Source organism: Saccharothrix sp. NBAS 001 (assembly GCF_056640475.1).
The window spans coordinates 2,768,929-2,788,607 of sequence record NZ_CM153251.1 but is presented as its reverse complement, the minus strand read 5'-3'; the positions used below and the strand labels follow the sequence as shown (position 1 = coordinate 2,788,607).

Annotated in this window: 21 protein-coding genes; 8 read left to right on the top strand and 13 right to left on the bottom strand. The window is 68.8% G+C overall.

Annotation, left to right across the window (positions count from 1 at the left end):
* Nucleotides 1-227 precede the first annotated feature (227 nt).
* Nucleotides 228-1,139 carry a hypothetical protein gene (locus tag AC0HI0_RS11750; RefSeq protein ID WP_480932343.1) on the top strand — a complete coding sequence of 304 codons (912 nt, stop codon included), beginning with the start codon at nt 228-230 and terminating at the stop codon, nt 1,137-1,139.
* 119 nt (nt 1,140-1,258) lie between these two features.
* Here the strand turns inward: AC0HI0_RS11750 and AC0HI0_RS11745 are convergent, their stop codons facing one another.
* From AC0HI0_RS11745 to AC0HI0_RS11725, 5 genes are all read right to left on the bottom strand, one after another.
* Nucleotides 1,259-2,173 carry a hypothetical protein gene (locus tag AC0HI0_RS11745; protein WP_480932342.1) on the bottom strand — a complete coding sequence of 305 codons (915 nt, stop codon included), beginning with the start codon at nt 2,171-2,173 and terminating at the stop codon, nt 1,259-1,261.
* A gap of 137 nt (nt 2,174-2,310) precedes the next feature.
* On the bottom strand, nt 2,311-3,702 hold the full coding sequence (locus AC0HI0_RS11740) for a hypothetical protein (protein WP_480932341.1): 1,392 nt from the start codon (nt 3,700-3,702) through the stop codon (nt 2,311-2,313).
* 356 nt (nt 3,703-4,058) lie between these two features.
* On the bottom strand, nt 4,059-5,972 hold the full coding sequence (locus AC0HI0_RS11735) for a DNA methyltransferase (RefSeq protein WP_480932340.1): 1,914 nt from the start codon (nt 5,970-5,972) through the stop codon (nt 4,059-4,061).
* A gap of 161 nt (nt 5,973-6,133) precedes the next feature.
* Complete coding sequence (locus AC0HI0_RS11730) at nt 6,134-6,895, bottom strand: LIM domain-containing protein (RefSeq protein ID WP_480932339.1); 762 nt, start codon at nt 6,893-6,895, stop codon at nt 6,134-6,136.
* 604 nt (nt 6,896-7,499) lie between these two features.
* The gene (locus tag AC0HI0_RS11725; protein WP_480932338.1) at nt 7,500-7,931 is read right to left on the bottom strand and encodes a VOC family protein; all 432 of its coding nucleotides are present in this window, start codon (nt 7,929-7,931) and stop codon (nt 7,500-7,502) included.
* Nucleotides 7,932-8,049: 118 nt separating this feature from the next.
* Between AC0HI0_RS11725 and AC0HI0_RS11720 the strand changes: the two genes are divergently transcribed.
* Nucleotides 8,050-8,991, top strand: a complete 942-nt coding sequence (locus tag AC0HI0_RS11720; protein ID WP_480932337.1) for a helix-turn-helix transcriptional regulator — start codon at nt 8,050-8,052, stop codon at nt 8,989-8,991.
* On the opposite strand, the gene AC0HI0_RS11715 is transcribed toward AC0HI0_RS11720, so the two are convergent.
* Entirely contained in the window at nt 8,979-9,479 is a 501-nt protein-coding gene (locus AC0HI0_RS11715) for a MarR family winged helix-turn-helix transcriptional regulator (protein ID WP_480932336.1), read from the bottom strand. The genes AC0HI0_RS11720 and AC0HI0_RS11715 overlap by 13 nt on opposite strands.
* 111 nt (nt 9,480-9,590) lie before the next feature.
* Between AC0HI0_RS11715 and pip the strand changes: the two genes are divergently transcribed.
* The gene (gene pip, locus AC0HI0_RS11710; RefSeq protein WP_480934289.1) at nt 9,591-10,505 is read left to right on the top strand and encodes a prolyl aminopeptidase; all 915 of its coding nucleotides are present in this window, start codon (nt 9,591-9,593) and stop codon (nt 10,503-10,505) included.
* A 111-nt stretch (nt 10,506-10,616) separates the two neighbouring features.
* Here the strand turns inward: pip and AC0HI0_RS11705 are convergent, their stop codons facing one another.
* A complete protein-coding gene (locus AC0HI0_RS11705; RefSeq protein ID WP_480932335.1) occupies nt 10,617-11,231 on the bottom strand; it encodes a class I SAM-dependent methyltransferase in 615 nt (204 codons plus the stop codon).
* A 2-nt stretch (nt 11,232-11,233) separates the two neighbouring features.
* Nucleotides 11,234-11,497 carry a helix-turn-helix domain-containing protein gene (locus AC0HI0_RS11700; protein WP_480932334.1) on the bottom strand — a complete coding sequence of 88 codons (264 nt, stop codon included), beginning with the start codon at nt 11,495-11,497 and terminating at the stop codon, nt 11,234-11,236.
* Nucleotides 11,498-11,544: 47 nt separating this feature from the next.
* On the opposite strand from AC0HI0_RS11700, the gene map reads away from it, so the two are divergent.
* Nucleotides 11,545-12,339, top strand: a complete 795-nt coding sequence (gene map, locus AC0HI0_RS11695; protein ID WP_480932333.1) for a type I methionyl aminopeptidase — start codon at nt 11,545-11,547, stop codon at nt 12,337-12,339.
* Between the two features lie 24 nt (nt 12,340-12,363).
* Here map and AC0HI0_RS11690 read toward each other — a convergent pair whose 3' ends face one another.
* The 4 genes from AC0HI0_RS11690 to AC0HI0_RS11675 form a co-directional block, all read right to left on the bottom strand.
* Nucleotides 12,364-13,629 carry a DNA sulfur modification protein DndB gene (locus tag AC0HI0_RS11690; protein WP_480932332.1) on the bottom strand — a complete coding sequence of 422 codons (1,266 nt, stop codon included), beginning with the start codon at nt 13,627-13,629 and terminating at the stop codon, nt 12,364-12,366.
* Between the two features lie 219 nt (nt 13,630-13,848).
* Nucleotides 13,849-14,565, bottom strand: coding sequence for an SDR family oxidoreductase (locus AC0HI0_RS11685; RefSeq protein WP_480932331.1), 717 nt, complete (start codon nt 14,563-14,565; stop codon nt 13,849-13,851).
* Entirely contained in the window at nt 14,550-15,248 is a 699-nt protein-coding gene (locus tag AC0HI0_RS11680) for an alpha/beta fold hydrolase (protein WP_480932330.1), read from the bottom strand. The genes AC0HI0_RS11685 and AC0HI0_RS11680 overlap by 16 nt, the downstream gene beginning before the upstream one ends.
* A gap of 61 nt (nt 15,249-15,309) precedes the next feature.
* On the bottom strand, nt 15,310-15,825 hold the full coding sequence (locus AC0HI0_RS11675) for a CGNR zinc finger domain-containing protein (protein ID WP_480932329.1): 516 nt from the start codon (nt 15,823-15,825) through the stop codon (nt 15,310-15,312).
* 199 nt (nt 15,826-16,024) lie between these two features.
* Here AC0HI0_RS11675 and AC0HI0_RS11670 point away from each other — a divergent pair, with 199 nt between their 5' ends.
* Nucleotides 16,025-16,657, top strand: coding sequence for a TetR/AcrR family transcriptional regulator (locus AC0HI0_RS11670; RefSeq protein ID WP_480932328.1), 633 nt, complete (start codon nt 16,025-16,027; stop codon nt 16,655-16,657).
* 85 nt (nt 16,658-16,742) lie between these two features.
* Nucleotides 16,743-16,889 carry a hypothetical protein gene (locus AC0HI0_RS11665; protein ID WP_480932327.1) on the top strand — a complete coding sequence of 49 codons (147 nt, stop codon included), beginning with the start codon at nt 16,743-16,745 and terminating at the stop codon, nt 16,887-16,889.
* A 15-nt stretch (nt 16,890-16,904) separates the two neighbouring features.
* On the opposite strand, the gene AC0HI0_RS11660 is transcribed toward AC0HI0_RS11665, so the two are convergent.
* On the bottom strand, nt 16,905-17,777 hold the full coding sequence (locus tag AC0HI0_RS11660; protein WP_480932326.1) for a pentapeptide repeat-containing protein: 873 nt from the start codon (nt 17,775-17,777) through the stop codon (nt 16,905-16,907).
* A 102-nt stretch (nt 17,778-17,879) separates the two neighbouring features.
* Here AC0HI0_RS11660 and AC0HI0_RS11655 point away from each other — a divergent pair, with 102 nt between their 5' ends.
* Complete coding sequence (locus tag AC0HI0_RS11655; RefSeq protein WP_480932325.1) at nt 17,880-18,275, top strand: DUF1707 SHOCT-like domain-containing protein; 396 nt, start codon at nt 17,880-17,882, stop codon at nt 18,273-18,275.
* A gap of 24 nt (nt 18,276-18,299) precedes the next feature.
* Complete coding sequence (locus AC0HI0_RS11650) at nt 18,300-19,676, top strand: amidase family protein (protein WP_480932324.1); 1,377 nt, start codon at nt 18,300-18,302, stop codon at nt 19,674-19,676.
* The last annotated feature ends 3 nt before the right edge of the window (nt 19,677-19,679 follow it).

The following is a 19,679-nucleotide window of genomic DNA, read 5'->3' as shown; positions in this document are numbered from 1 at the left end:
GATTGGGTCGTCACTCACGACAGAGTCGGCTCACCCCGGGGTGGCCGTACGCTGCAACTCGCTCGCTCTCGGTGACGAGAGTGGCGGATTCGGTCGGCCGCGATCTACAGTGGACCAGCCGCAGAAGCTGGCCGATGCGGGTCGCTGTACGGCACCTAGCATGAGTCGCGATCACACGTTCGGTCGGCGATTACACCGGAAGTGGATCAAAACGGAGGGTGGCCAACATGGCCTTCGATGTCGACGCGCATGCCACCGCACTTCTTGAGTTTCTGTACGACTCGCCCGATAACACCGTCTTCTCTTACCTGAACGTCAACAGGCTCGACGACGATGCCGGCAGAATGCTGGTCACCTTCCTGAGCAACCGCGGCTTGGTTCAAGACCTCGGTTCAATGGAAAGCGCAGACGCGAAGATCAACGCAGAGGGTGTCGCGGTGGTGCAGCAACTACGAGCGGAACGCATGACCCCCGCCCGCCGCCGCGGCACCCTGCGTTCGCGCATGCTGACCTGGCTGGACAAGCCGGACCAGCGGGGAGAGGCCACCGACTGGTCCGGCTTCCTCGCCAGTCCCCACATGTCCTACCACGGCAACGACTTCACTGAGAGCGAGGTGTACCGCGAAGCCGGTTACCTCAAGGAAAAAGGCTTGATCACATCCGAGAAGGTCTGGAACGCCCCAGGGGGAATGAGGCGGCCGACCATCACCACCGAAGGCCAGGACTGCCTCGTCGACTTTGGAGGGAACGTGTCCGACTACCTCAACCGCGGACAGCGGCCGAACACCACAACCAACAACATCCACATGACCGGCAGCAACGGCAACATCACCGTCGCGAGCGACAATGTCGTGCAGAACGTCAACGTGGGGCTGGACACCACCGAGGTGCTCAAGTTCGCTGGGTTCGTCCGCCAGAGCTTGCCGGTCCTCGGGGTCGAGGGGAACACGCGAGGCGAACTTGACACCCGTGCCGAGGAACTGCATCAGGAAGCGAGTTCCGCAGCCCCGGACCGGGGCAAGCTGCGCAGGCTGCTCGACGCCATCCTCGACGGGCTGCGCTCGGCCGCGCCCACCGTGATTCAGACGACTGCGATCGGCATGGGCGAGGAGGCGCTCAAGGCCATCACCGGCTCGTAGGTCGACAGTGCCCGGCGGCACGGCCTCGCGGTCACCTGTACCCCGCCGCCGGGTTACGGGACTCCTCTCGTCAAGATCGATGTCGACTCCCGTAGGCACAACCTTCTCCGGATTGCCGATCAGCCACCGAGGGCTTGGATCGCCTGCATGCCCAGACCTGCGATCATCTCCAGGGCGATCGTCGGTCCGGCTGTCTGCAACGCCCGCATGATGCTCTCAGTCAAATCCCGCATCCGCCTGCGGTCCGGGGCCCCTGCACTTGCCTGCTTGTGCAGTTCCTCGGCCTGGTCGTCGACAGCCCGCCGGACCTCCTCGTCCAGTCCGAGCACAGGCAGGGTCTGTCGGACGGCACCGGCGAAGTTGAGCACCTCGCTGGGGTCGAACCCGGAGTTGAGGTTCTGTTGGACGTTGGAGCTGGCGTTGGTGATGTTGCCGACGCTGTCGGTCATCGTGATAGTCGTGTTGTTGTGGGTCGTGTGGTTCGTGGTGGAACGTCCCCCGCGGTCGAGGTACCGATTCACGTCTCCCTCGAAGTGGATCAGACAGTCACGGCCTGCGGTGGTGATGGCGGGTCGAACGGTGCCATCTCCGGTCTGCCAGACACGCGCCGCCGTGATCAAGTCGTGCCCGTGAAGGTAGGCGGCCTCTTTCTCCACCTCGGCCTCGGTGAAGTCGCCACCCGGATAGTGCAGCCCGTCACCGGAGAGGAAACCATTCCAGTCCCTGGCGTTGTGGTTGTCCTCTAGCCATCGCAGCATCCTCGCCCACAGCGTGCCGAGGCGGCGAGCGGGGCTGTTCCGTTCGGTGAGCAACTGCTGAGCCCTAGCCAGACCGCTGCCAGTGAGGCGGCAGTCCGGGCCGTCGAACGTGGAGCAGTCCCTTGCCCATCCCGTGCCGACGAGGTACTCGACGACCAAGTGGCCATTCGCACTGTCGATTTCATTGTGCCTGAGGTAGTCGGCGACCTCGTTCTCGTCGCTCAGCCCCAGGTGCTCCAACAGCCCTCGGGCGTGGTGCTCGATGTCGATCCTCATGAGAGGCAGACCTCCGGTGCATGTAGGCCGCCTGAGCATGAAGCCGACCCTGTGGCCTGCGGAAAGTAACGTTGACCGTCAACAGCAATCGAACGTTCGTTCCCATGTCCGCCTCGACACGCAGCCGGTTCCCCGGGTCATCCTGGCATCGCGGCTGGCGGCAGGAGGCCAAGGTCGCCCAGCGCGGCCTTGAGGTCCGGGTAGGCGTAGTACTCGCCCGCGCCCGCCGACGTCTCGCACCCTGCGACGAAGTCGGCAAACAGTGGTCCGCGAGCAGCGCCAAGGTGTGAGGTGGCATGCACCAACTGCACGGCCAAGCCGGGCATGGCAGCGGCCTCGCGACACTGGCCGTTCTCGAACCACGCGGTGAGCGCATCCCCCAGTGTCCCGACCGTGAGGAACTCCGCGTGCGACACCAGCAAGCGCCCGACTTCCTCTCCGCTGCGCCAACTTCCTGCGGTCCGCAGAAGCTCGATCACCTCCAATACGAAGAACTCGCTCGACCGGACCGCGATGACCTGCCGTCGGTGGTGGGCGTCGAGTTGGCCGAAACGGCCAGGCAGACCAGGTAGGCGCTCTCGGGCAAAGGCGTTGCCGACCACTGCGAATTTTGCTGCGATCTCCGGAGGCAATGGCTCCCACGGGACTACAGTGGTCGGTGCATCAAGCAGGGCCTCGAACCGGGCAGCCAGCGCCTGATCCACCGATGTCCAGAAATAGTCGTCATCGGCCATACGCACCAACGTCCGCAGCTGGATTGCACCATCGAGTATCTGAAGGCGTTCGCGAGCCTCGCTCACGGCGTCGCGGACCATGTCACGTGCCCCCTCCGCGAAGGCGCGAAGTGCGATGGCCATCCGGTCGGCGTGCGCGTCCGCCGGCATCCGGCCGTCTGGGTCAATTTCCAGCATCGCGGCCTTCGCAGCGACCTGGATGATGCTCTTGCGGGTCGCCGACCTGACCCGGTCGTGGAAGGCCGCCCTGATGTGAGGTGGGGATGGGGCGAACAGGGGGTCGCAGATGAAGTTCTTGAACTCTTCCAGCAGCTTGCCGCCCTGTGTAGGGGGATGGACCAGGAGTGTGGACAGTGCGACCGCCAGGTGCCCGCGGGCTATCTCCGGGCGAGGGTTATAAACCTCACCGGCTGAGCGCAGCGACGGGTGTGCACAAAGGTGACGATCCTCCCGGATGCGGTCCAGTTCGCGCTTGCCGATGGTGTCGATCAACTCGAACTGCACGGCCTTGTCGACCAGCGAGGCTTCAACCTTCTGCATGGCGCGCACGCCCTCGGGGGTGAGGCCCTTCTCCTGCGCGTCAGTGACCCCCTTGCGGAACGCCTGGGCGCCTTTGTCACCTTCATCGGCGAGGCGGATCAGCTTCACGATGATGTCCGCACTCACCGCGGACCAGGTCGCCGCGATGCTCGCGCGGATCGCGCCGGCGTTGTAACAGCGCCACGCCTCTTCTACCAGTGGGCGCACGTCCGGACTCCAGACCTGTGCGACCAGTGTTTCCAGATCAACCGCCATATTCATCCTTCTCTGTCAGCCAAAGAACCGAAGGATAGAGCCTCGCATCCGTCTGCCTCCCGCAGCGACACTGTCGACCAGCACCTCCGCTGGGGCGACACAATACTGGTCAACTTCGCTGAGACGACTCGGTCCGAGTCGTCTCAGCAAAGTGACCACCCGCAGGCGAGGCGGCCGGTCAAGGGGTACATCAGCTGAGATCGGACAATGACCTGCCATCGGCGGTAGGCTTCGAGCCAGTTGAACGGACGGACAGGCCAGGTAGGCGCTCTCCGGGCAGAGGCGTTGCCGACCAGCGTTCCCAGATCGACTGTCACGTCCATCCTTTATAACTGGGGCTGAAGGATGTGAATGCGCTACCGTAGCAGAGAGGAAATCGTTTCTGCGGCCATGTCATCTACTCGTGCCTCCACTGTCGAATTCAACTCGGCTCCAACCGAAGCGAGGTAAGCCAAAAGTGAACCTCGCACTACGGATCGTACGTCGCCTGCGCCGACTGCGATTCCAGCTTCACGAAGGCGTGACAACTCTTTCTGCGCCGTCGCAAGCGCCTCGTCAATAGAGCGGTTGGGGTTGGCGGCTCCATCGATTGAGCGACGACAAATTACGATGCTGTCAAGGTTCGAAGGCTCGCGTGAACTTGCCTTGACAACGCTGGTCGCCATCTCCCCTTTTACTGGTTGAACAGCCGTAATTACAAATCCTGAGCGCCGCAACGAATCGACGACCTGAACCCATCCGCTTATGCGAGCCTGATGAAAAGTAAAGGCAAGCAGGCCACCCGGCTTGAGTACGCGAGCGCACTCCGTCCACACAGCTTCAATCGCCTTGCCAAACTGCTCCGCGTCAGCGTTCTGAACCTCGCCGTTTCGCCGTGTGGTCGCCGTTTTAGGGTATCCAGAATACGGATTCATGCCTTGCAGCCAGGCGTGGAAGAAATCGGCAAGTTCGGCATAGTGAACATTGTCCATGTACGGCGGGTCGGTAACAATGAGGTCGACCGACTCGTTGGGCAGATCTGTCTCGGCAGAATTCCTCGGGGCAATATAAGCGGCCTGATCATCGGCTGATGAAAAATCAGCCCAGGACTCTGCAATTGTTGCTGAAAGCGGCTTCGAGATGCCACTTTTTCGCTCGACCCCCCCGCCGTCGAAGATCAAGTCCACGGGTGCGGCCTTATACTCATGTGCGCGGTATAGTCGACTTTTAAGGAGCGTTGAAAAAGCGCCGGATGACTGCGGCGTCCCCCAGGGGTGGGCTTCCAGTGGAGTGCGTTCCGGCTTTAGGATGTGGTGGCTGAACATGTGCCGAACGGCGCCCGTTCCCTCTCCCTTGAAGGAGGTGAACAGGTTGTTGAATTCCAGCATTCCAGAGAATAGGGCACACAGCGCCTCGCGTTCTCGACTCGATCCTGGGAGGTCGCGAATAGCCGTGGCGATGAGAGAAAGCGACACCAGTTGACGGTCATTGAAGAAGTCCTGCCACTGGCGGAAGTTCCAGTTGAGCGCTTGATTCGTGTTATTCCCTTGCGTGAGCTCGCCCACCGGAAGCACTGCAGACGGAGGGAGTCTTTCCAAAAGTTCAGTGCACTCCCGGTAAAGGTATCGATCCCAGTCGGTAATGGGTTCGTAGGTCTTATTCCCGCCTTCGCCTGCGACCATCTTTGCATACATTTGATATTCGGGTCGACTACCGTTCAGGGCGTTAAGCATCTTGAATGTGTGACCTTTGCGGCAGGTTGCAGTCTGCCCACGCACGGCACCGCGCTGTTCAATCCTATGTCCGTTTCGGCAGACCTCGATGTTGAAGTCGTACCGACTTTCCTTGATGTCCAGGCATTCTGGGCAGACGACCTGAGCCCTAGGCACGCGCTTCGGGTATGCGTTCTTCGAGAACAGGGTGGAGTCGAAAAGTCGCACAACCGTCGCACATTCCGGGCACTTGACAGTCGCGACCCAGAAATAATAGAGGACCGTTCTTCCGTCTTCGGTACGATGCAGCCGGTCGACTTCGGAGCGGCAGGACGACTCGACTGTATTGTAAGCGGCTTGCAGTGCCTTCAAGTCCCATGGCTGGACGGCCTGTCGCTCGACAAGAGTCGCCACAGGGTTAATATCGAAGCATACTGCCCTGGCTCCAAGTTTGAGAGCCTCAACGCCCGTCACACCCGATCCCGAGAATGGATCGAAGACAACAAGACCAGTCAAATCGAGCGTCGATGCATAGGCGCGCGCGGCGTCCGTTCCCTCGGGTGTCACAGCAGATGCCAAGATGCCCCGAAAGATGGTACCGAGGCGCTTCGCCCACCACTTGTGGGTACTAGTAGCTGGACGGTGAACCTCCTTGCGCCACGACTCCTTCGTGCCAACCTCGCTAAGCATAACAGCCGGAAATGTCGACTCTAGGCTGCTGCGTTCTGGCACGCTGGCCATCACAGTCGAGTCTCATTCAGCGAGACAGTCTTGGTGTCGCCCGCACCACGAGACCGATATGCGCGGAAGCGGTGCGTTCTGCCCGCATTCGGATTCGGCGCTTTGTGTGTAACCATCTCGTTAGTCTGAAGATTGAATTCGTAGGATACGATTATATTCTCAACTTCAATGCGGTCCAGTTCGCCTACCTGAACTAGGGCCTCTGACTGCGGCCGGAAGCCTTCGGGAACTATAAGAGTTGACAGACCGGCCGTACCTGGGGTCAGCGCGAAGGGTGTCGGAACGACGTACATCTTACGGTCGCGAACTAGAATGTCGCCATACGAGCCAAAACCACGAAAAGACTTGTTCTTGTGCACGTACTCCGTGTCAGCATTGAGGAAGCTGCCGTGGCATACCACGAGATCGACGACCGGATACTCGTCGACTCCGCGTTCCGATTTCGGATAGCGGCCGAACACGTAGAAGACTTCTCGTCCGTTGTGGTTGCCCTTGGGCACCTGAGAGTTGGAGTCATAGTCGGCCTCGCGACCAGGAAACTCAAGGCCCTTAACTTCGTAACCCTCCGGGTAGTGGATGAGTCGGAAGTCCGGGTAGGTATTTCGTCCAGGCTCGTCGTACAAGAGGCCGCAAGCCTCGATGCGTGCCTGTACCCAGTTCTGGAAGTGGTACTCCTTGTCACTTGCGGATACCCGCTGCACCAAGTCGCCCTCCGCCCGAGCACGCTCACACTCTAGAAACACTTGCTCGACTGCGCTCAAAACCCGTCCTTGTCGCATCGATCCGTTTGGGCGCGCCCGTCGTGGCGCGATGCGCTGAGGTTACAGAGAGCCTCCGACAGAGTGATGCCGCACCTCCGCCTCGCTGTGGCGGCGAAGCGGGGCCTTGCCCTCAACCAATCAGACTGCTGGCCACGAGCAGCCACTGCCGATCCTGCGATCTGTTGGCGTCGTGAAGTGGGGAGTTGGGCTCGGCAAGCATGCTTCCGCTGCGACCTTCTCATCCGGCGTCCTCATACTGGGTCGACGCAGAACTGGCCAACTTCACCGAGAAGACCGGACGAGTACGCCTCAGTGAAGTTGGCCAAACCGCAGGTGACACGGTCAGTCAGGGGTTAGACCGACTGAGATCGGACACCGGCGTCCCCCGCGCCGTCCGGACGTCCGCCTGAGCGTCCGCGCGTTTCCGCGACTGCCGGCCGCTCCGCCGTCGCCCCCGGCGGCTCGCGCTGTTCCCCCGAGGTTCCGGAGCGACGGCCGTCGGACGGTTGTCCGGTTCGCAAGCCGCCGGCCCGTCGTGGACGGCTCGGACGGTCGTCCGAGCGTCCCGCCGCGATTTCCGTCCTGCTCCCCCGGCGATGTTCGATCAGGTGTTCGATTCGGTGAAGTGGGTGCCCGCCTTGATGTTGGCGAGGGTCGCCGCGTAGTGCGGGTTGGCCATCACGCCGAGGATGTTGCCGAACGGGTCGAGGACGCTCGCGGTGATGTAGCCGTTGCCGCCGTGGTCGCGGGGTGCGGCGTGGAGGGTCGCGCCGAGTTCCTGGAGTCGTTCGAGCGTGGCGTCCAGGTCGTCGACGGCCCAGTAGATGATCTGGCCCGCCGGGCCGCTCTTGACGTCCTGGGTGGCGTAGGCGCTGTTGATGATGCCGAGTTCGTGCTGGTAGTCGCCGAGGCGGTATTCGAGGTAGCCGCCGGGGACGCGGTAGTAGGGCTCGGTGCCGAGGAACCCGGTGTACCAGGCTTCGGCGGCGTCGAGGTCGTCGGCGTAGTAGCTGACGGTGGTGAAGCCTCGCAACATGGTGGGTCTCCCCCGGTTCGTGGACGGTCGTCCGCTGGTCGTTCGGTGTCTGTCGTGGACCAGTGTGCGGGGGTTAAGTGCTCACCTCTTGAGCACTTTTCCGGGGAGACTGTGGGTCATGCGTGCGGATCGTCTGGTGGCGGTGTTGTTGCTGATGCAGGCGCGTGGCCGGGTGACGGCGGCGGAGCTGGCGGCCGAGTTGGAGGTGTCGGTGGCGACGGCGCGGCGGGATCTGGAGGCGTTGTCGGCGGCGGGGATCCCGGTGTACCCGCAGGCGGGGCGTGGTGGTGGTTGGCGGTTGGTGGGGCGGGCGCGGACGGACCTGTCGGGGTTGTCGGCGGCGGAGGCGCAGGCGTTGTTCCTGCTGGTGGGGCCGGCGGCGGCGGTGTCGGGTGAGGCGAAGGCGGCGTTGCGGAAGTTGGTGCGGGCGTTGCCGGAGACGTTCCGGGCCGATGCGGAGGCGGCGGCGGACGCGGTGGTGCTGGATCCGGCGGGGTGGGGGCGGCAGGGGGTGGCGCGGTCGGGGGTGGTGGAGGTGTTGCAGGGGGCGGTGGTGCGGCGGCGGAGGGTGCGGTTGTCGTACGCGAAGCGGTCGGGTGAGGCGTCGGTGCGGGTGGTGGATCCGCTGGGGTTGGTGGAGAAGGGGGACGTCTGGTACCTGGTCGCGGGTTCGGCGGCCGGGCAGCGGACGTTCCGGGTGGATCGGGTGGTGGACGTGGTGGTGACCGAGGAGGAGGTGGTGCGGCCGGAGGGGTTCGAGTTGTCGGCCGCGTGGGAGGGGGTGGTGGCGGAGGTGGAGGGTCGGCAGACGGCGTCGGTGGCCGTGGTGGTGGTGCCGGCGCGGTTGGTGTCGGTGTTGCGCAACCAGTTCGGTCGGCATTGCGAGGTGGTGGAGGAGGTCGGGGGTCGGGCCCGGGTGCGGGTGTCGGCTCCGTCGCCGTTGATGATCGCGCAGCACTTGGCGGGGTGGGGTGCGGTGGTGGAGGTGGTGGAGTCGGAGGGGGTGCGGGTGGAGTTGGCGCGGTTGGGTGCGGAGTTGGTGGCGCGTTACGGGGTGTGAGGCGGGGTGTGAGGCGGGGTGTGGAGGTGGTCTCGGATGCGGTGGTGCATGGGTTTGTCGGCGAGGGCTTGGAGGGTGCGTTCGACGAGGTCGCTGAGGGGGTGCGGGAGTTCGGCGTCGAGTTGGCGGGTGGCGGCGTTGGTGGCGTCCCACTCGGCGTAGAGGGTGGGCAGCAGGGTTCGGGTGTGGTCGGTGAGGTGGACGATGCGTTGGCGGGCGTCGGTGCCGGGGTGGAGTTCGACGAGGCCGTCGCGGCGCATCTGGTTGGCGGTCTGGCTGATGGCGGAGTGGGTGACGCCGATGGTGGTGGCGAGTCGGCGGATGGATTGGGGGCCTTGGGTGTCGACCAGTCGGATGATCGGGGTGTAGCGGGGTCGGAAGCCGGGGAGGCCGAGGTCGGTGTAGGTGCGGGCGACGTCGCCGTCGAGTTGTTCGAGGAGGTGTCGCAGGCGGGTGCCGAGGAAGTCGGTGGTGGGGTTGTCGGCCACTCCCCTAATGTAACAGCGCTGTTGTAATTTGCCGCGCGGGTTCGTCGGCCGCGTGCTTCGTGGTGGGGTGGTGTGAGGGTGTATCCGGAGATCGAGCCTTACGAGCACGGGATGCTCGACGTGGGTGACGGGAACCTCGTGTACTGGGAGGTGTGTGGGAACCCGGACGGCAAGCCGGTGGTGGGTCTGCACGGTGGTCCGGGTACGGGCTGCTCCCCCGGTATGCGGCGGGAGTTCGACCCGTCGGCGTACCGGATCGTGCTGTTCGACCAGCGGGGGTCGGGGCGGAGCCTGCCGCACGCGGCGGACCACGGCACGGACTTGTCGGTGAACACGACGGCGCACCTGGTGCGGGACATCGAGTTGTTGCGGGAGCACCTGGGTGTCGAGCGGTGGATGGTGTTCGGTGGTTCGTGGGGGTGCACGTTGGGGTTGCACTACGCGGAGTTGTTCCCGGAGCGGGTGACGGAGATCGTGATGGTGGCGATCACGTCGGGCCGGTATTCGGAGATCGAGTGGCTCTACGGCGGGTTGGGGCAGTTCTTCCCGGAGGAGCACGAGCGGTTCCGGCGTGGTGTGCCGGAGGGGTCGGCGGACCTGGTGGCGGCGTACCACGGGTTGCTCAACGACGCGGATCCGGCGGTGCGGCAGAAGGCGGCGGACGACTGGTGCGCGTGGGAGGGGTCGATCGTGTCGATGGACCCGGATTACACGCCGGGGCCGCGGCAGTCCGATCCTCGGTGGCGGCACGCGTTCGCGCGGATCACGGCGCACTACTTCCACCACTTCGCGTGGTTGGAGGACGGTCAGGTGTTGCGGGACATCGGCCGGTTGCACGGGATTCCGGCGGTGTTGGTGCACGGCCGGCTGGACATGCAGGGTCCGTTGCGGACGGCGTGGGAGTTGGACCGGGCGTGGCCGGACGCGGAGCTGGTGGTGGTGCACGGTGCGGCGCACAGCGTCCAGGACGGCGGGATGATGGAGGCGGTGCTGGCGGCGACGGACAAGTTCGCGCGTCGCCGGTAGGTTTCGCGCGTCGCCGTAGGCGTGGTGGGGAGGTTCGCCGGTGTCGGCGGGCCTCCCCTTCGTCGTGGGGCGGCGGTGCCGCTCCCCGTCGTCGGTGTCCGGTCGGCCTGTTCAGGCGGGCTGCCAGATGTGGGTGGTGCGCTGGTCGGTGCCTTCGAGGTCGTGCGGGACGGGCACGCGGTAGGTGGCGACGTGGTGGAAGCCGTCGCGGGGGCGGTGGGCGCGTTGGGGGTCGCCGACCAGGACGGTGGCGCCGCGTCGGTGGGCGCGGTGCAGGAAGGGCAGGACGCGGGCGGCCATGTCGCGGTCGTAGAAGACGTCTCCGGCGAGGACGACGTCGTGTTCGGGGTCGGTGTCGAGCAGGTCGGCGATGACGATGTCGAGGGTGACGTGGTTGGTCTCGGCGTTGAGGGCGATGGCGGTGCCGGCGAGGGGGTCGACGTCGTTGGCGGTGACGGTGGCGGCTCCGGTGGTGGCGGCGGCGATGGCGACGAGTCCGGAGCCGGAGGCGAGGTCGAGCACGTGCCGGCCGGTGGTGGTGGCGGGGTGGTCGAGGAGGTGGCGGGCGAGGGCTTGGCCGCCTGCCCAGGGGAAGGCCCAGAAGGGCGGGTCGGGTCGGCCGGTGTGCTCCCAGAGCGCGGTGATGTCGGTGGCGGTGTGCAGCCGGATCTCGGGGGCGAGCGGGACCGGTCGGGCTGTGGTGTGGTGGTGGACGAAGTCCCGCACGGTCAGGCCGCGCCGGCCTGGCGGGGTTCGTCGAGGTCGCGGCACAGGGTGTCGAGGGAGAGTCCGACGGCCTCGGCGAGGGCGGCGACGGTGAAGAAGGCGGGGGTGGGGATCCGGCCGCGTTCGATCTTGCGGAGGGTTTCCACGGAGATGCCGGCGGCGGTGGCGATCTGGACCATGCTGCGGTCGCCGCGGGCGTTGCGGAGGGCTTCGCCGAGGCGTTCGCCGCGGGCGTGGTCGGAGGGGGTGAGTGGTTGGCGCACCATGTTGTGATAGTAATACCGGTATAACTATCACGGTTGGGAGCAGTCAGGTGATCGAGCTGAAATCCCCTTCGGAGCTGGACGCGATGCGCGTGGCCGGCCTGGTCGTCGCCGACGCCCTCGCCGCGGTCCGCGACCACGCCCGGGTCGGGGTGTCGCTGCTGGAACTGGACGAGGTGGCGGCCGGCGTCGTCCGGGGCGCGGGCGCGGGCTCGTCGTTCCTGGGCTACCAGCCGTCGTTCGCGACCACCCCGTTCCCCGGCTACATCTGCGCGTCGGTGAACGAGGTGATCGTGCACGGCATCCCCACCGGCTACCGGCTGCGCGAGGGCGACCTGGTCAGCATCGACTGCGGCGCGCACGTCGACGGGTGGCACGGCGACTCGGCGATCAGCTTCGTCGTCGGCCGGGCGGCCCCGGCGGACCTGGCGCTGATCGAGACCGCCGAGCGGGCGCTGGCCGCCGGGATCGCGGCGGCGGTGCCGGGCGCGCGGCTGGGCGACGTGTCGGCGGCGGTCGGCCGGATCGGGCGGGCCGCCGGGTACGGGATGCCGTCGGACTTCGGCGGGCACGGGATCGGCCGGGCGATGCACGAGTCGCCGGGCGTGCCGAACGAGGGCAGGCCGGGGCGCGGGCTCACGCTGCGGGCCGGGATGGCGATCGCGATCGAGCCGATGTTCCACGCGGGCGGGCGCGACGCGTACTACGAGGCCGAGGACGGCTGGTCGCTGGTGACCTCGGACGGCAGCCGGGCCGCGCACGTGGAGCACTCGGTGGCGGTCACCGACGACGGTCCGCGCGTGCTGACCGCGCCCCGCCTTCCCGCCGCGTCGGCCACTTCCTGACGGCGTGACCGACGCGGTGACCGTTCAGAGGGCGGCCGGGGGCTTGGCGTACCAGCCGACGATGACGCCGACCAGGTGAACGATGTTCTGCGTCCGCATGATCGGGGCGGAGGCGTTGGGCTCGAAGTCCGCGTCCGCCTCGGTGGCACGCCACAGCGACGTCTCGGCGACCGGCACCGCGGTGTGCCGGTCCAGTCGTCGGAAGAACTCGGTGACGTCGTCGAGTTCGACGGGGTTCTCGCGGGTCCTCAGCTCGCGGAAGACTCCGCCGAGGACCCGCCACATGCCGACCGACCCGAGCAGCGACGAACGGCGCAGCTCCTGCGACAACGTGAGTTCTCCGGCTCGGCGTTCGGCCTCCGCGTCCTCTTCGGTGATCTCCGCGAGCGCGGAGAACGCCCGGGAGACGACATCCAGGAAGTCCTTGACCTGCTCGATGACCTGACCGTCGGTCAGCGTCTGCTCCGCCTTCTTGCTGATCCGGCCGCCTGCACCGGCGATCACGGCGCGCGTGATGTCGGCTACGTGCTTGGCACCCATCAGGTTCGGGTTCTTCTGGGTCATCCGGTCCTGTTCGGCGTCCACCCGGCCTTTGAGCAGCGGGTGGTCGATGACGTCGGACAGGGTGCGGTTCGCGACCTTGTAGTTGTCGAAACGCGCACGTACTGCACTGCTGATGCCCTTGGCGTTGTCGGCCACGTCCACGAACATCTGCTGGGCTTTGATCGGGTCCGGCTCGACGTAGATGTCCAGGCCGACGTACTCGGTCTTGAGCCGGTTCATCTGGCCGATCAGCTTTTCGCGGTCGGCTTGGAGTTTGGCGGCCTTGTCCACGCTCACCTTGCGCGCCATCTCCCGATCGATTGCCCCGATGGCGTCGGTGATGCGCTTCTTCTCGATGGAGACGCCGAGGATGCGGTGCTGGCCGTCGATCGTGCGCAGCGACGAGATGCCGCCGATCGCCCACGGGACGGTGAGGTAGCCGACGGCCCCCTGCTCGTCGACCTTCTCGAAGAGGCATCCGCCGCTGTCCCTGGCCAGCAGTGCGGGTGCCACCCAGTCCTGTTTCTGGTCCAGGTACTGGCCGAACTGCCGGGCGTGCAACCGGTCGACCTTGCGGTTGTCCTTGTCCACGTTGTTCGGGTCCGGCACCGGGAGGATCGTCGGCAGGTCCAGCAGCGGCACGCGGGTGGTGAACACGGCACGACCGCCCTGCGTGGTCCTGATTGCGAGATAGGTGCTGGAATCCTGGGGCTTCGACAGGCGCAACGGATCGACGTTGATGGACATGGCAACCCCCTGACTACGGCGGCCAACTTCTTGTCGGCGGCGACAAGAAGCAAAAGTAGGAGCGTTGTTCTAAGAGTGTCAAATTCGACCCCAAAATTGCGGACAAGGTCCGGCGGCTATCGGATATCCCGCCGGGCGCACCGCAATCATGCGGATTTGGCACCCGCTTTGTTCTCGTATGCCGGGGCCGTTCGGGCAGGCCCACGGCCCGACGCCGGGTCACAGGCCGCCGGCGACGCGCAGGACCGCGCCGGTGGTGAAGGAGGCGTCGTCGCCGAGCAGCCAGGCGATCGCGGCGGCGATCTCGTCGGGTTGCGCGGCCCGGCCCAGCGGGATCGCGGAGGCGACGCGGTGCGGCCGGTCGGGCATGCCGGACAGCTCGTGGATTTCGGTGTGCACGGTGCCGGAGGCGACGGCGTTGACGCGGATGCCGCGCGGGCCCAGTTCCTTGGCCAGGCCGACGGTCATGGCGTCGACTGCGGCTTTGCTCGCCGCGTAGTGCACGTACTCCCCCGGGCTGCCCAGGGTGGCCGCCGCCGAGGACACCGAGACGATCGCGCCGCCGCGCTCCAGGTCCCGGGCGGCGCGGCGGGCGCACAGCAGCGCGCCGGTCACGTTGACGTCGATCACCCGTCGCAGGTCGGCGACGGTGGTCTCGGCCAGGGGGCCGGCCTGGCTGGTGATCCCGGCGTTGACGACCACTCCGGTGACCTGGCCGAGGGTCGCGGCGGCGTCGAACAGGGCGTCCACGTCGTCGGGCGAGGACACCTCGGCCCGCACGGCGAGCCCGCCCACCTCGGCGGCCAGTTCGCGGGCCTGGTCGGCGGCCGCGCGGTAGCCGATCACCACCCGGTGGCCCGCCGCCGCGAGCCGGCGCACGGTGGCCGCGCCGATCCCCCGGCTGCCGCCGGTCACGACCGTCAGTCGGTCAGCCATGTCACGACCTCCGCTTCCACGACGTCGAGTCCCGAGACGAGCACGTGCGGCAGCCCCGGCACGTCGACCAGCCTCGAACCGGGCACGGCGGCGTGCAGGCGGTCCTGGACGGGCCGGAACGCGGGGTACTCGTGTTCGCCGCGCACGACGAGCAGCGGCGCGGTGAGCCGGTGGGCGCGGGCGAGCACGTCCAGCGGTTCGGCGGCCGCGGTGGCGGCGGGGGTCCACCGGTAGGTGTCGAGGTGGCCGGCGTCGAGCGACGCCCGGACCACGGCCTGGACGGTCACGGCCGGGTTGAGTGCCGCGATGCGGCGCACCGGCACGGTGTCGGCGAGGGCGGTGAGCAGGGCGATGTGGCCGCCGGCCGAGCCTCCGACGACGTCGATCGGGCCGGCGTCGCAGCCCAGTTCGGCGCGCAGGGCCGCCACGACCGGTTCGACGGCGGCGACGGCGTCGGAGACCAGGGGCGCGTACCAGTCGGCCACGGGGTCGCCGTCGGGCGGGCGTTGCGGCAGCGGCAGGTAGACCCGCCACGCGTCCAGCCCGGTCAGGGGCAGCGCCCGCGCCATGCCCTGGGGTGTGCCGGGTTCGCCGATCAGGTGCCAGACCAGCACCAGTCGTCGCCCGGTCGCCGGCGGCAGCGCCACGTACGGGACGCCGGCCGCGGTCCCGGTGATCGTCATGGTCCGAACCTACGGCCCGCGTGCGTCGCGCGTCTGCCGGTGTCCGGATGCGGCGCGGGGGTCACGACGCGCGCCGTTCGCGGTGCCGGGCCACCTGGAGCCGGTTCGCGCAGCGGGTCGAGCAGTAGCGGCGGCGGCCGTTGCGGGAGGTGTCGACGTAGACGGTGCCGCAGCCCTCACGTCCGCAGCGGCCGAGCCGGTCGGGTTCCTCGCACACGACGTGCGCCAGGCCCGCTGCGGTGAACGCGCGCACGCGGACGAGGGTCGGCGCGGTCTCGGGCGCGAAGTGCAGGTGCGGCGGGCGGTCGTCGTGGGTGGAGATGTAGGGGCGTGCGGCGGTCTCGGCGAGCAGCGCGTTCGTGTGCGCCACCCGGTCGACGGTGCCCGCGAACACCGGTTCGAGCCGGCGCGCCCACGCGACGAGCCGGCGTGCCTCGGGTGCGCTCAGCGCGCCGACCGGCTTGTAGCGCTGGTCGCGCAGCACCGCCAGCAGGTCGTCGGCGGTGCTGTCCGGGGCGGCGTTGACCAGTGCGGCGGCCAGTTGCGCGGCCGTCCCGCCGTAAGGGTTGAAATGCACTGAACCATGACATCACGCTGACGGGTGTGATCACCAGATGCCCGTGCTGCGGCTGGCCCGCCTCCGAACCCGCCTACCCCGCGTCCACCCACGGCCGCGTCTCCTACGTGCGCTGCGTGTGCGGCGTGTGGCTGGTGTTGGACGCGGGACGGGTGGTGGCGACGGCCGGCGCGCCAAGATCGGCTAAGGTCCCGTCCCCGTGACGACCCGCCGCGCGACGACCCGCCGTGAACTCCTGTGCGACACCGTGATCTCCGTCCTGGCCGCCGAGGGCGGCAGAGGGCTCACGCACCGCGCGGTGGACCGGGCGGCGGGCGTGCCGGAGGGGACCGCGAAGAACTACTTCCCGACCCGGGAGTCGCTGCTGGAGGCCGCCGCCGGGCGGATGACCGACCTGCACGCCGAGGCCGTCGCCCGGCTGGCGGCCACCACGCCGCAGGACATCTCCCCGGCCGAGGTCGCCGAGCTGTACCCGGCGCTGCTGCGCCGGGCGGTCGCCGACGACCCGACCCAGCTGCTGGCCATGGTCGAGCTGTACCTGGAGGCGGTGCGGCGGCCCGGGGTGCGCGAGGCGCTGGGGCGGATGGTGGTGTCCAACGCCGAGGCCGGCGCCGGCCTGCACCGCGCGGCGGGGCTGCCGTCGTCGGCCCGTGACGCCGGGCTGCTCGACGCCTACTTCCTCGGGGTCGCGGTGTCGCTGCTCGCGCTGCCCGGCGAGGCGCTGCGCGCCACCGGTCTGGACGACCCGTACGCGCTCGGGCTCGGGCTGTTCAAGTCCGCCGTGCCCGCCGTGGCCCGCGCCCGGCCCGGCTCGCAGGCCCAGGCCGGCTGACCGGGGGCCGCCGATGGCGGTGTCACCGGTGTCGGCGCTGCCCTAGGTTGGGCACGACACCCGACCACACCCCCGGGGGCACCTTGTGACCAGCGGCGAAACGGACCCCACCGCGACACCCGTCGACGAGGGGGCGCAGCGCGATCCCGCAGAGGTCGAGGCGTCCGCTCCCGTGGAAGCGGTGGAGTTCTCGGACGTCCTGGGCAGCGGCGGGTCCCACCTCCTCCGCTGAGGGGCGGCGCGCGACTCAGTGCATGACGCGGTGGCCGAAGCGGACGCCGCCGAACTCGGCCGCCTCGCCGATCAGCGCCGAGTTCACGTCCGTCCAGCCCCGGAACCAGGACCGGGAGAACACCGCGTCCTGGTGGAACACCACCTCGCCGAACAGGGCGCGGCCGCCGAAGAACACGTCGGCGAAGTCCGCGGACCCGCCGAACTCGGCCCGCCGCAGGTCCGCGCGCCCGGAGATCTTCGCCGCCCGCAGCCGGGCCTCGCGCGCCACCTGCACCCCCGAGAACGCCAGGTTGCCGGTGAACACCGCCAGCGCCGCCGACACCGACCGGGCGAACAGCGCGTCGGTGAACACCGCGTGCCGCAGGAACCGTGCCCCGTCGAAGCTCGCCTCGCCGGTCACCGTCATCGCGCCGAACCGGGCGTCGCCGACGAACACCGCCCCGGTGAAGTCGATCTCGCCCACCCGGCAGCCCGACAGGTCGAAGTCCACCAGGATCGCGCCCGCCGCGCGCACGTCCATCCCGGGCCAGTAGTCCTCGCCCGGCCGCAGGTGCGCGACCAGCTCGCGCTGCACGGCCGTGCGCCACGGCGAGTCCAGCCCCCGGCTCACCCCGCCGCGCAGCGCCGCCGACCACGTGTCCACCACGTCCTGGCGGCGGCGCGGCAGCGTGCGGCCGATCTCGGCGAGCAGCAGCAGGCCCTCGCGCTCGCCCGCCCGGAACCGCCGGTTGGCCTCGCGCCACACCGACACCGGTGTCGGGCCGCCCCCGGTGCGGCGGCGCGCGTGCTCGTCCAGCAGAGTGTCGGCCTGGGACCGCCGGTGGTGCCGCACCACGACGGCGGCGACCACCAGCGCGACCGCCAGCCACATGACCCACGTCGGCATGACACCGATCATGCCCTGACTCGGATACGTCGGCGTACGTAGTCCCCGTCACCGCTTCGGAACGGACGCCGTGAGACGCCGCCGCGTGGAGCATCGGGTGGCATGAGCACTCCCGAAAGCGCGGTGCGGGCCTCCGACCGCGAACGCGAACACGTCGTGACCCGGCTGCGCGAGGCGGTCGGCGAAGGCCGGCTGACCCTCGCCGAGGCCGACGAGCGCATCGCCGCCGCCTACGCCGCGGTGCACCGCGCCGAACTCGCGCCCCTCACCCTCGACCTGCCCCGACCGGCCGCGCCCGCCGCCGTCCCGGACGGCCCGGACCGGGTGCCGCGGCGCGGCCCGTCCGGGCGGCGGCCGCCGCTGCCCGCCGTGATCGGGGTGCTGCTGCTGATCGCCTGGATCGCCTCGCCGCTGCCGTTCCCGTGGCCGGTGCTGCTGGTGGTGTTCCTCGTGGCCCGGCTGCGCAACCGGCACAGCGCGCGTCACCGGCCGACCTGACCCGTCCTGCCCTAGGGTGCGGCCATGGACCTGACCGACGCGTGCTTCGCGGGCGCCGCCCGACAGGCCGAGCTGCTGCGCTCGGGCGAGCTGCGCGCCCACGACCTGGTCGCCGAGTGCCTGCGCCGCATCGACCGGCACGACCGGGACCTCAACGCGTTCCGGCTCGTGTTCGCCGAGCAGGCCCTCGACACCGCGCGGCGGGCCGACGCCCGGCGCGCCTCGGGCGAGGACGCGCCGCTGCTCGGCGTGCCCGTCGCGGTCAAGGAGGACCTCGCCGTCGCGGGCCTGCCCACCACCACCGGCACCGCCGCGGTCGACCGGGTCGCCGACGCGGACAGTGCCGTCGTGGCCCGGCTGCGCGCCGCCGGGGCCGTGGTCGTCGGCCGCACCCGGATGCCCGAACTCGGGCTGTGGCCCTACACCGAGAGCAGCTGGGCCGGCGCGACCCGCAACCCGTGGTCGGCCGGGCACTCGCCGGGCGGGTCCAGCGGCGGGTCGGCCGCCGCCGTGGCCGCCGGGCTGGTCGGGGCCGCGATCGGCACCGACGGGGCCGGCTCGGTGCGCATCCCCTCGGCGTGCACGGGCCTGTTCGGGCTCAAGCCGCACCGCGACCACGTGCCGCTGGACGGGCCGGTGTGGGGCGGTCTGGTCGCCGCCGGACCGATCACCCGGCACGTGCGCGACGCCGCGCTGCTGCTCGACGTCATGGCCCCCGGCCACGGCCACGCGGCCGCCGTCGCCGCCGACCCGCGCCCGCTGCGCGTCGCGGTGTCCCTGCGCCCGTGGGGCCCCGGCATCCCGGTCGCGGGCGAGGTCCGCGACGCCGTGCTGGACACCGCCGGGCTGCTCACCGACCTCGGTCACGACGTCACCCGCCTGGACCCGGAGATGCACGACCTCGCGGGCTCCACCGGGTTCGCCGCCCGCTACCTGCACAGCGCCGCCGAGGCCGAGGCCGCGCTGGAGCACCCCGACCGGCTCGACCGGCGCACCCGCCAGGTCGCCGCGCTCGGCCGCGCGCTGCCCGCCGGGGCCGTGCGGGCCGCGCTGGACCAGGCCGACGGGCTCACCGCCCACGCCAACCGGGTGTTCGCCGACCACGACCTGCTGCTCACCCCGGTGCTCACCCGGCCGCCGCTGCGGGTGGGCGAGTGGCGGCGGCGCGGCACCGTGCCCGCCCTGCTCGCCGCCGCCCGGATGACCACGTTCCTGCCGCTGTGGAACATCGCGGGCAACCCGGCCGCCGCCGTCCCCGCCGGGCACACCGGCACCGGGCTGCCGCTGGCCGTCCAGCTCGTCGGCGCCGCCCACGCCGAGAACACCGTCCTGGCCGTCGCCGCCCAGCTCGAACGCGCCCGCCCGTGGACCGACCGCCGCCCGCCCGACCACACCGACTGACCG

Excerpts from the sequence above, each read along its gene's own strand:
- AC0HI0_RS11745 (WP_480932342.1), bottom strand. The coding sequence starts at position 2,173 with ATGAGGATCGACATCGAGCACCACGCCCGAGGGCTGTTGGAGCACCTG.
- pip (WP_480934289.1), top strand. The coding sequence starts at position 9,591 with ATGCTCGACGTGGGTGACGGGAACCTCGTGTACTGGGAGGTGTGTGGG.
- AC0HI0_RS11720 (WP_480932337.1), top strand. The coding sequence starts at position 8,050 with ATGCGTGCGGATCGTCTGGTGGCGGTGTTGTTGCTGATGCAGGCGCGT.
- AC0HI0_RS11680 (WP_480932330.1), bottom strand. The coding sequence starts at position 15,248 with ATGACGATCACCGGGACCGCGGCCGGCGTCCCGTACGTGGCGCTGCCG.
- AC0HI0_RS11740 (WP_480932341.1), bottom strand. The coding sequence starts at position 3,702 with ATGGCGGTTGATCTGGAAACACTGGTCGCACAGGTCTGGAGTCCGGAC.
- AC0HI0_RS11750 (WP_480932343.1), top strand. The coding sequence starts at position 228 with ATGGCCTTCGATGTCGACGCGCATGCCACCGCACTTCTTGAGTTTCTG.
- AC0HI0_RS11690 (WP_480932332.1), bottom strand. The coding sequence starts at position 13,629 with ATGTCCATCAACGTCGATCCGTTGCGCCTGTCGAAGCCCCAGGATTCC.
- AC0HI0_RS11685 (WP_480932331.1), bottom strand. The coding sequence starts at position 14,565 with ATGGCTGACCGACTGACGGTCGTGACCGGCGGCAGCCGGGGGATCGGC.
- AC0HI0_RS11725 (WP_480932338.1), bottom strand. The coding sequence starts at position 7,931 with ATGTTGCGAGGCTTCACCACCGTCAGCTACTACGCCGACGACCTCGAC.
- AC0HI0_RS11650 (WP_480932324.1), top strand. The coding sequence starts at position 18,300 with ATGGACCTGACCGACGCGTGCTTCGCGGGCGCCGCCCGACAGGCCGAG.
- AC0HI0_RS11660 (WP_480932326.1), bottom strand. The coding sequence starts at position 17,777 with ATGCCGACGTGGGTCATGTGGCTGGCGGTCGCGCTGGTGGTCGCCGCC.
- AC0HI0_RS11655 (WP_480932325.1), top strand. The coding sequence starts at position 17,880 with ATGAGCACTCCCGAAAGCGCGGTGCGGGCCTCCGACCGCGAACGCGAA.
- AC0HI0_RS11700 (WP_480932334.1), bottom strand. The coding sequence starts at position 11,497 with ATGGTGCGCCAACCACTCACCCCCTCCGACCACGCCCGCGGCGAACGC.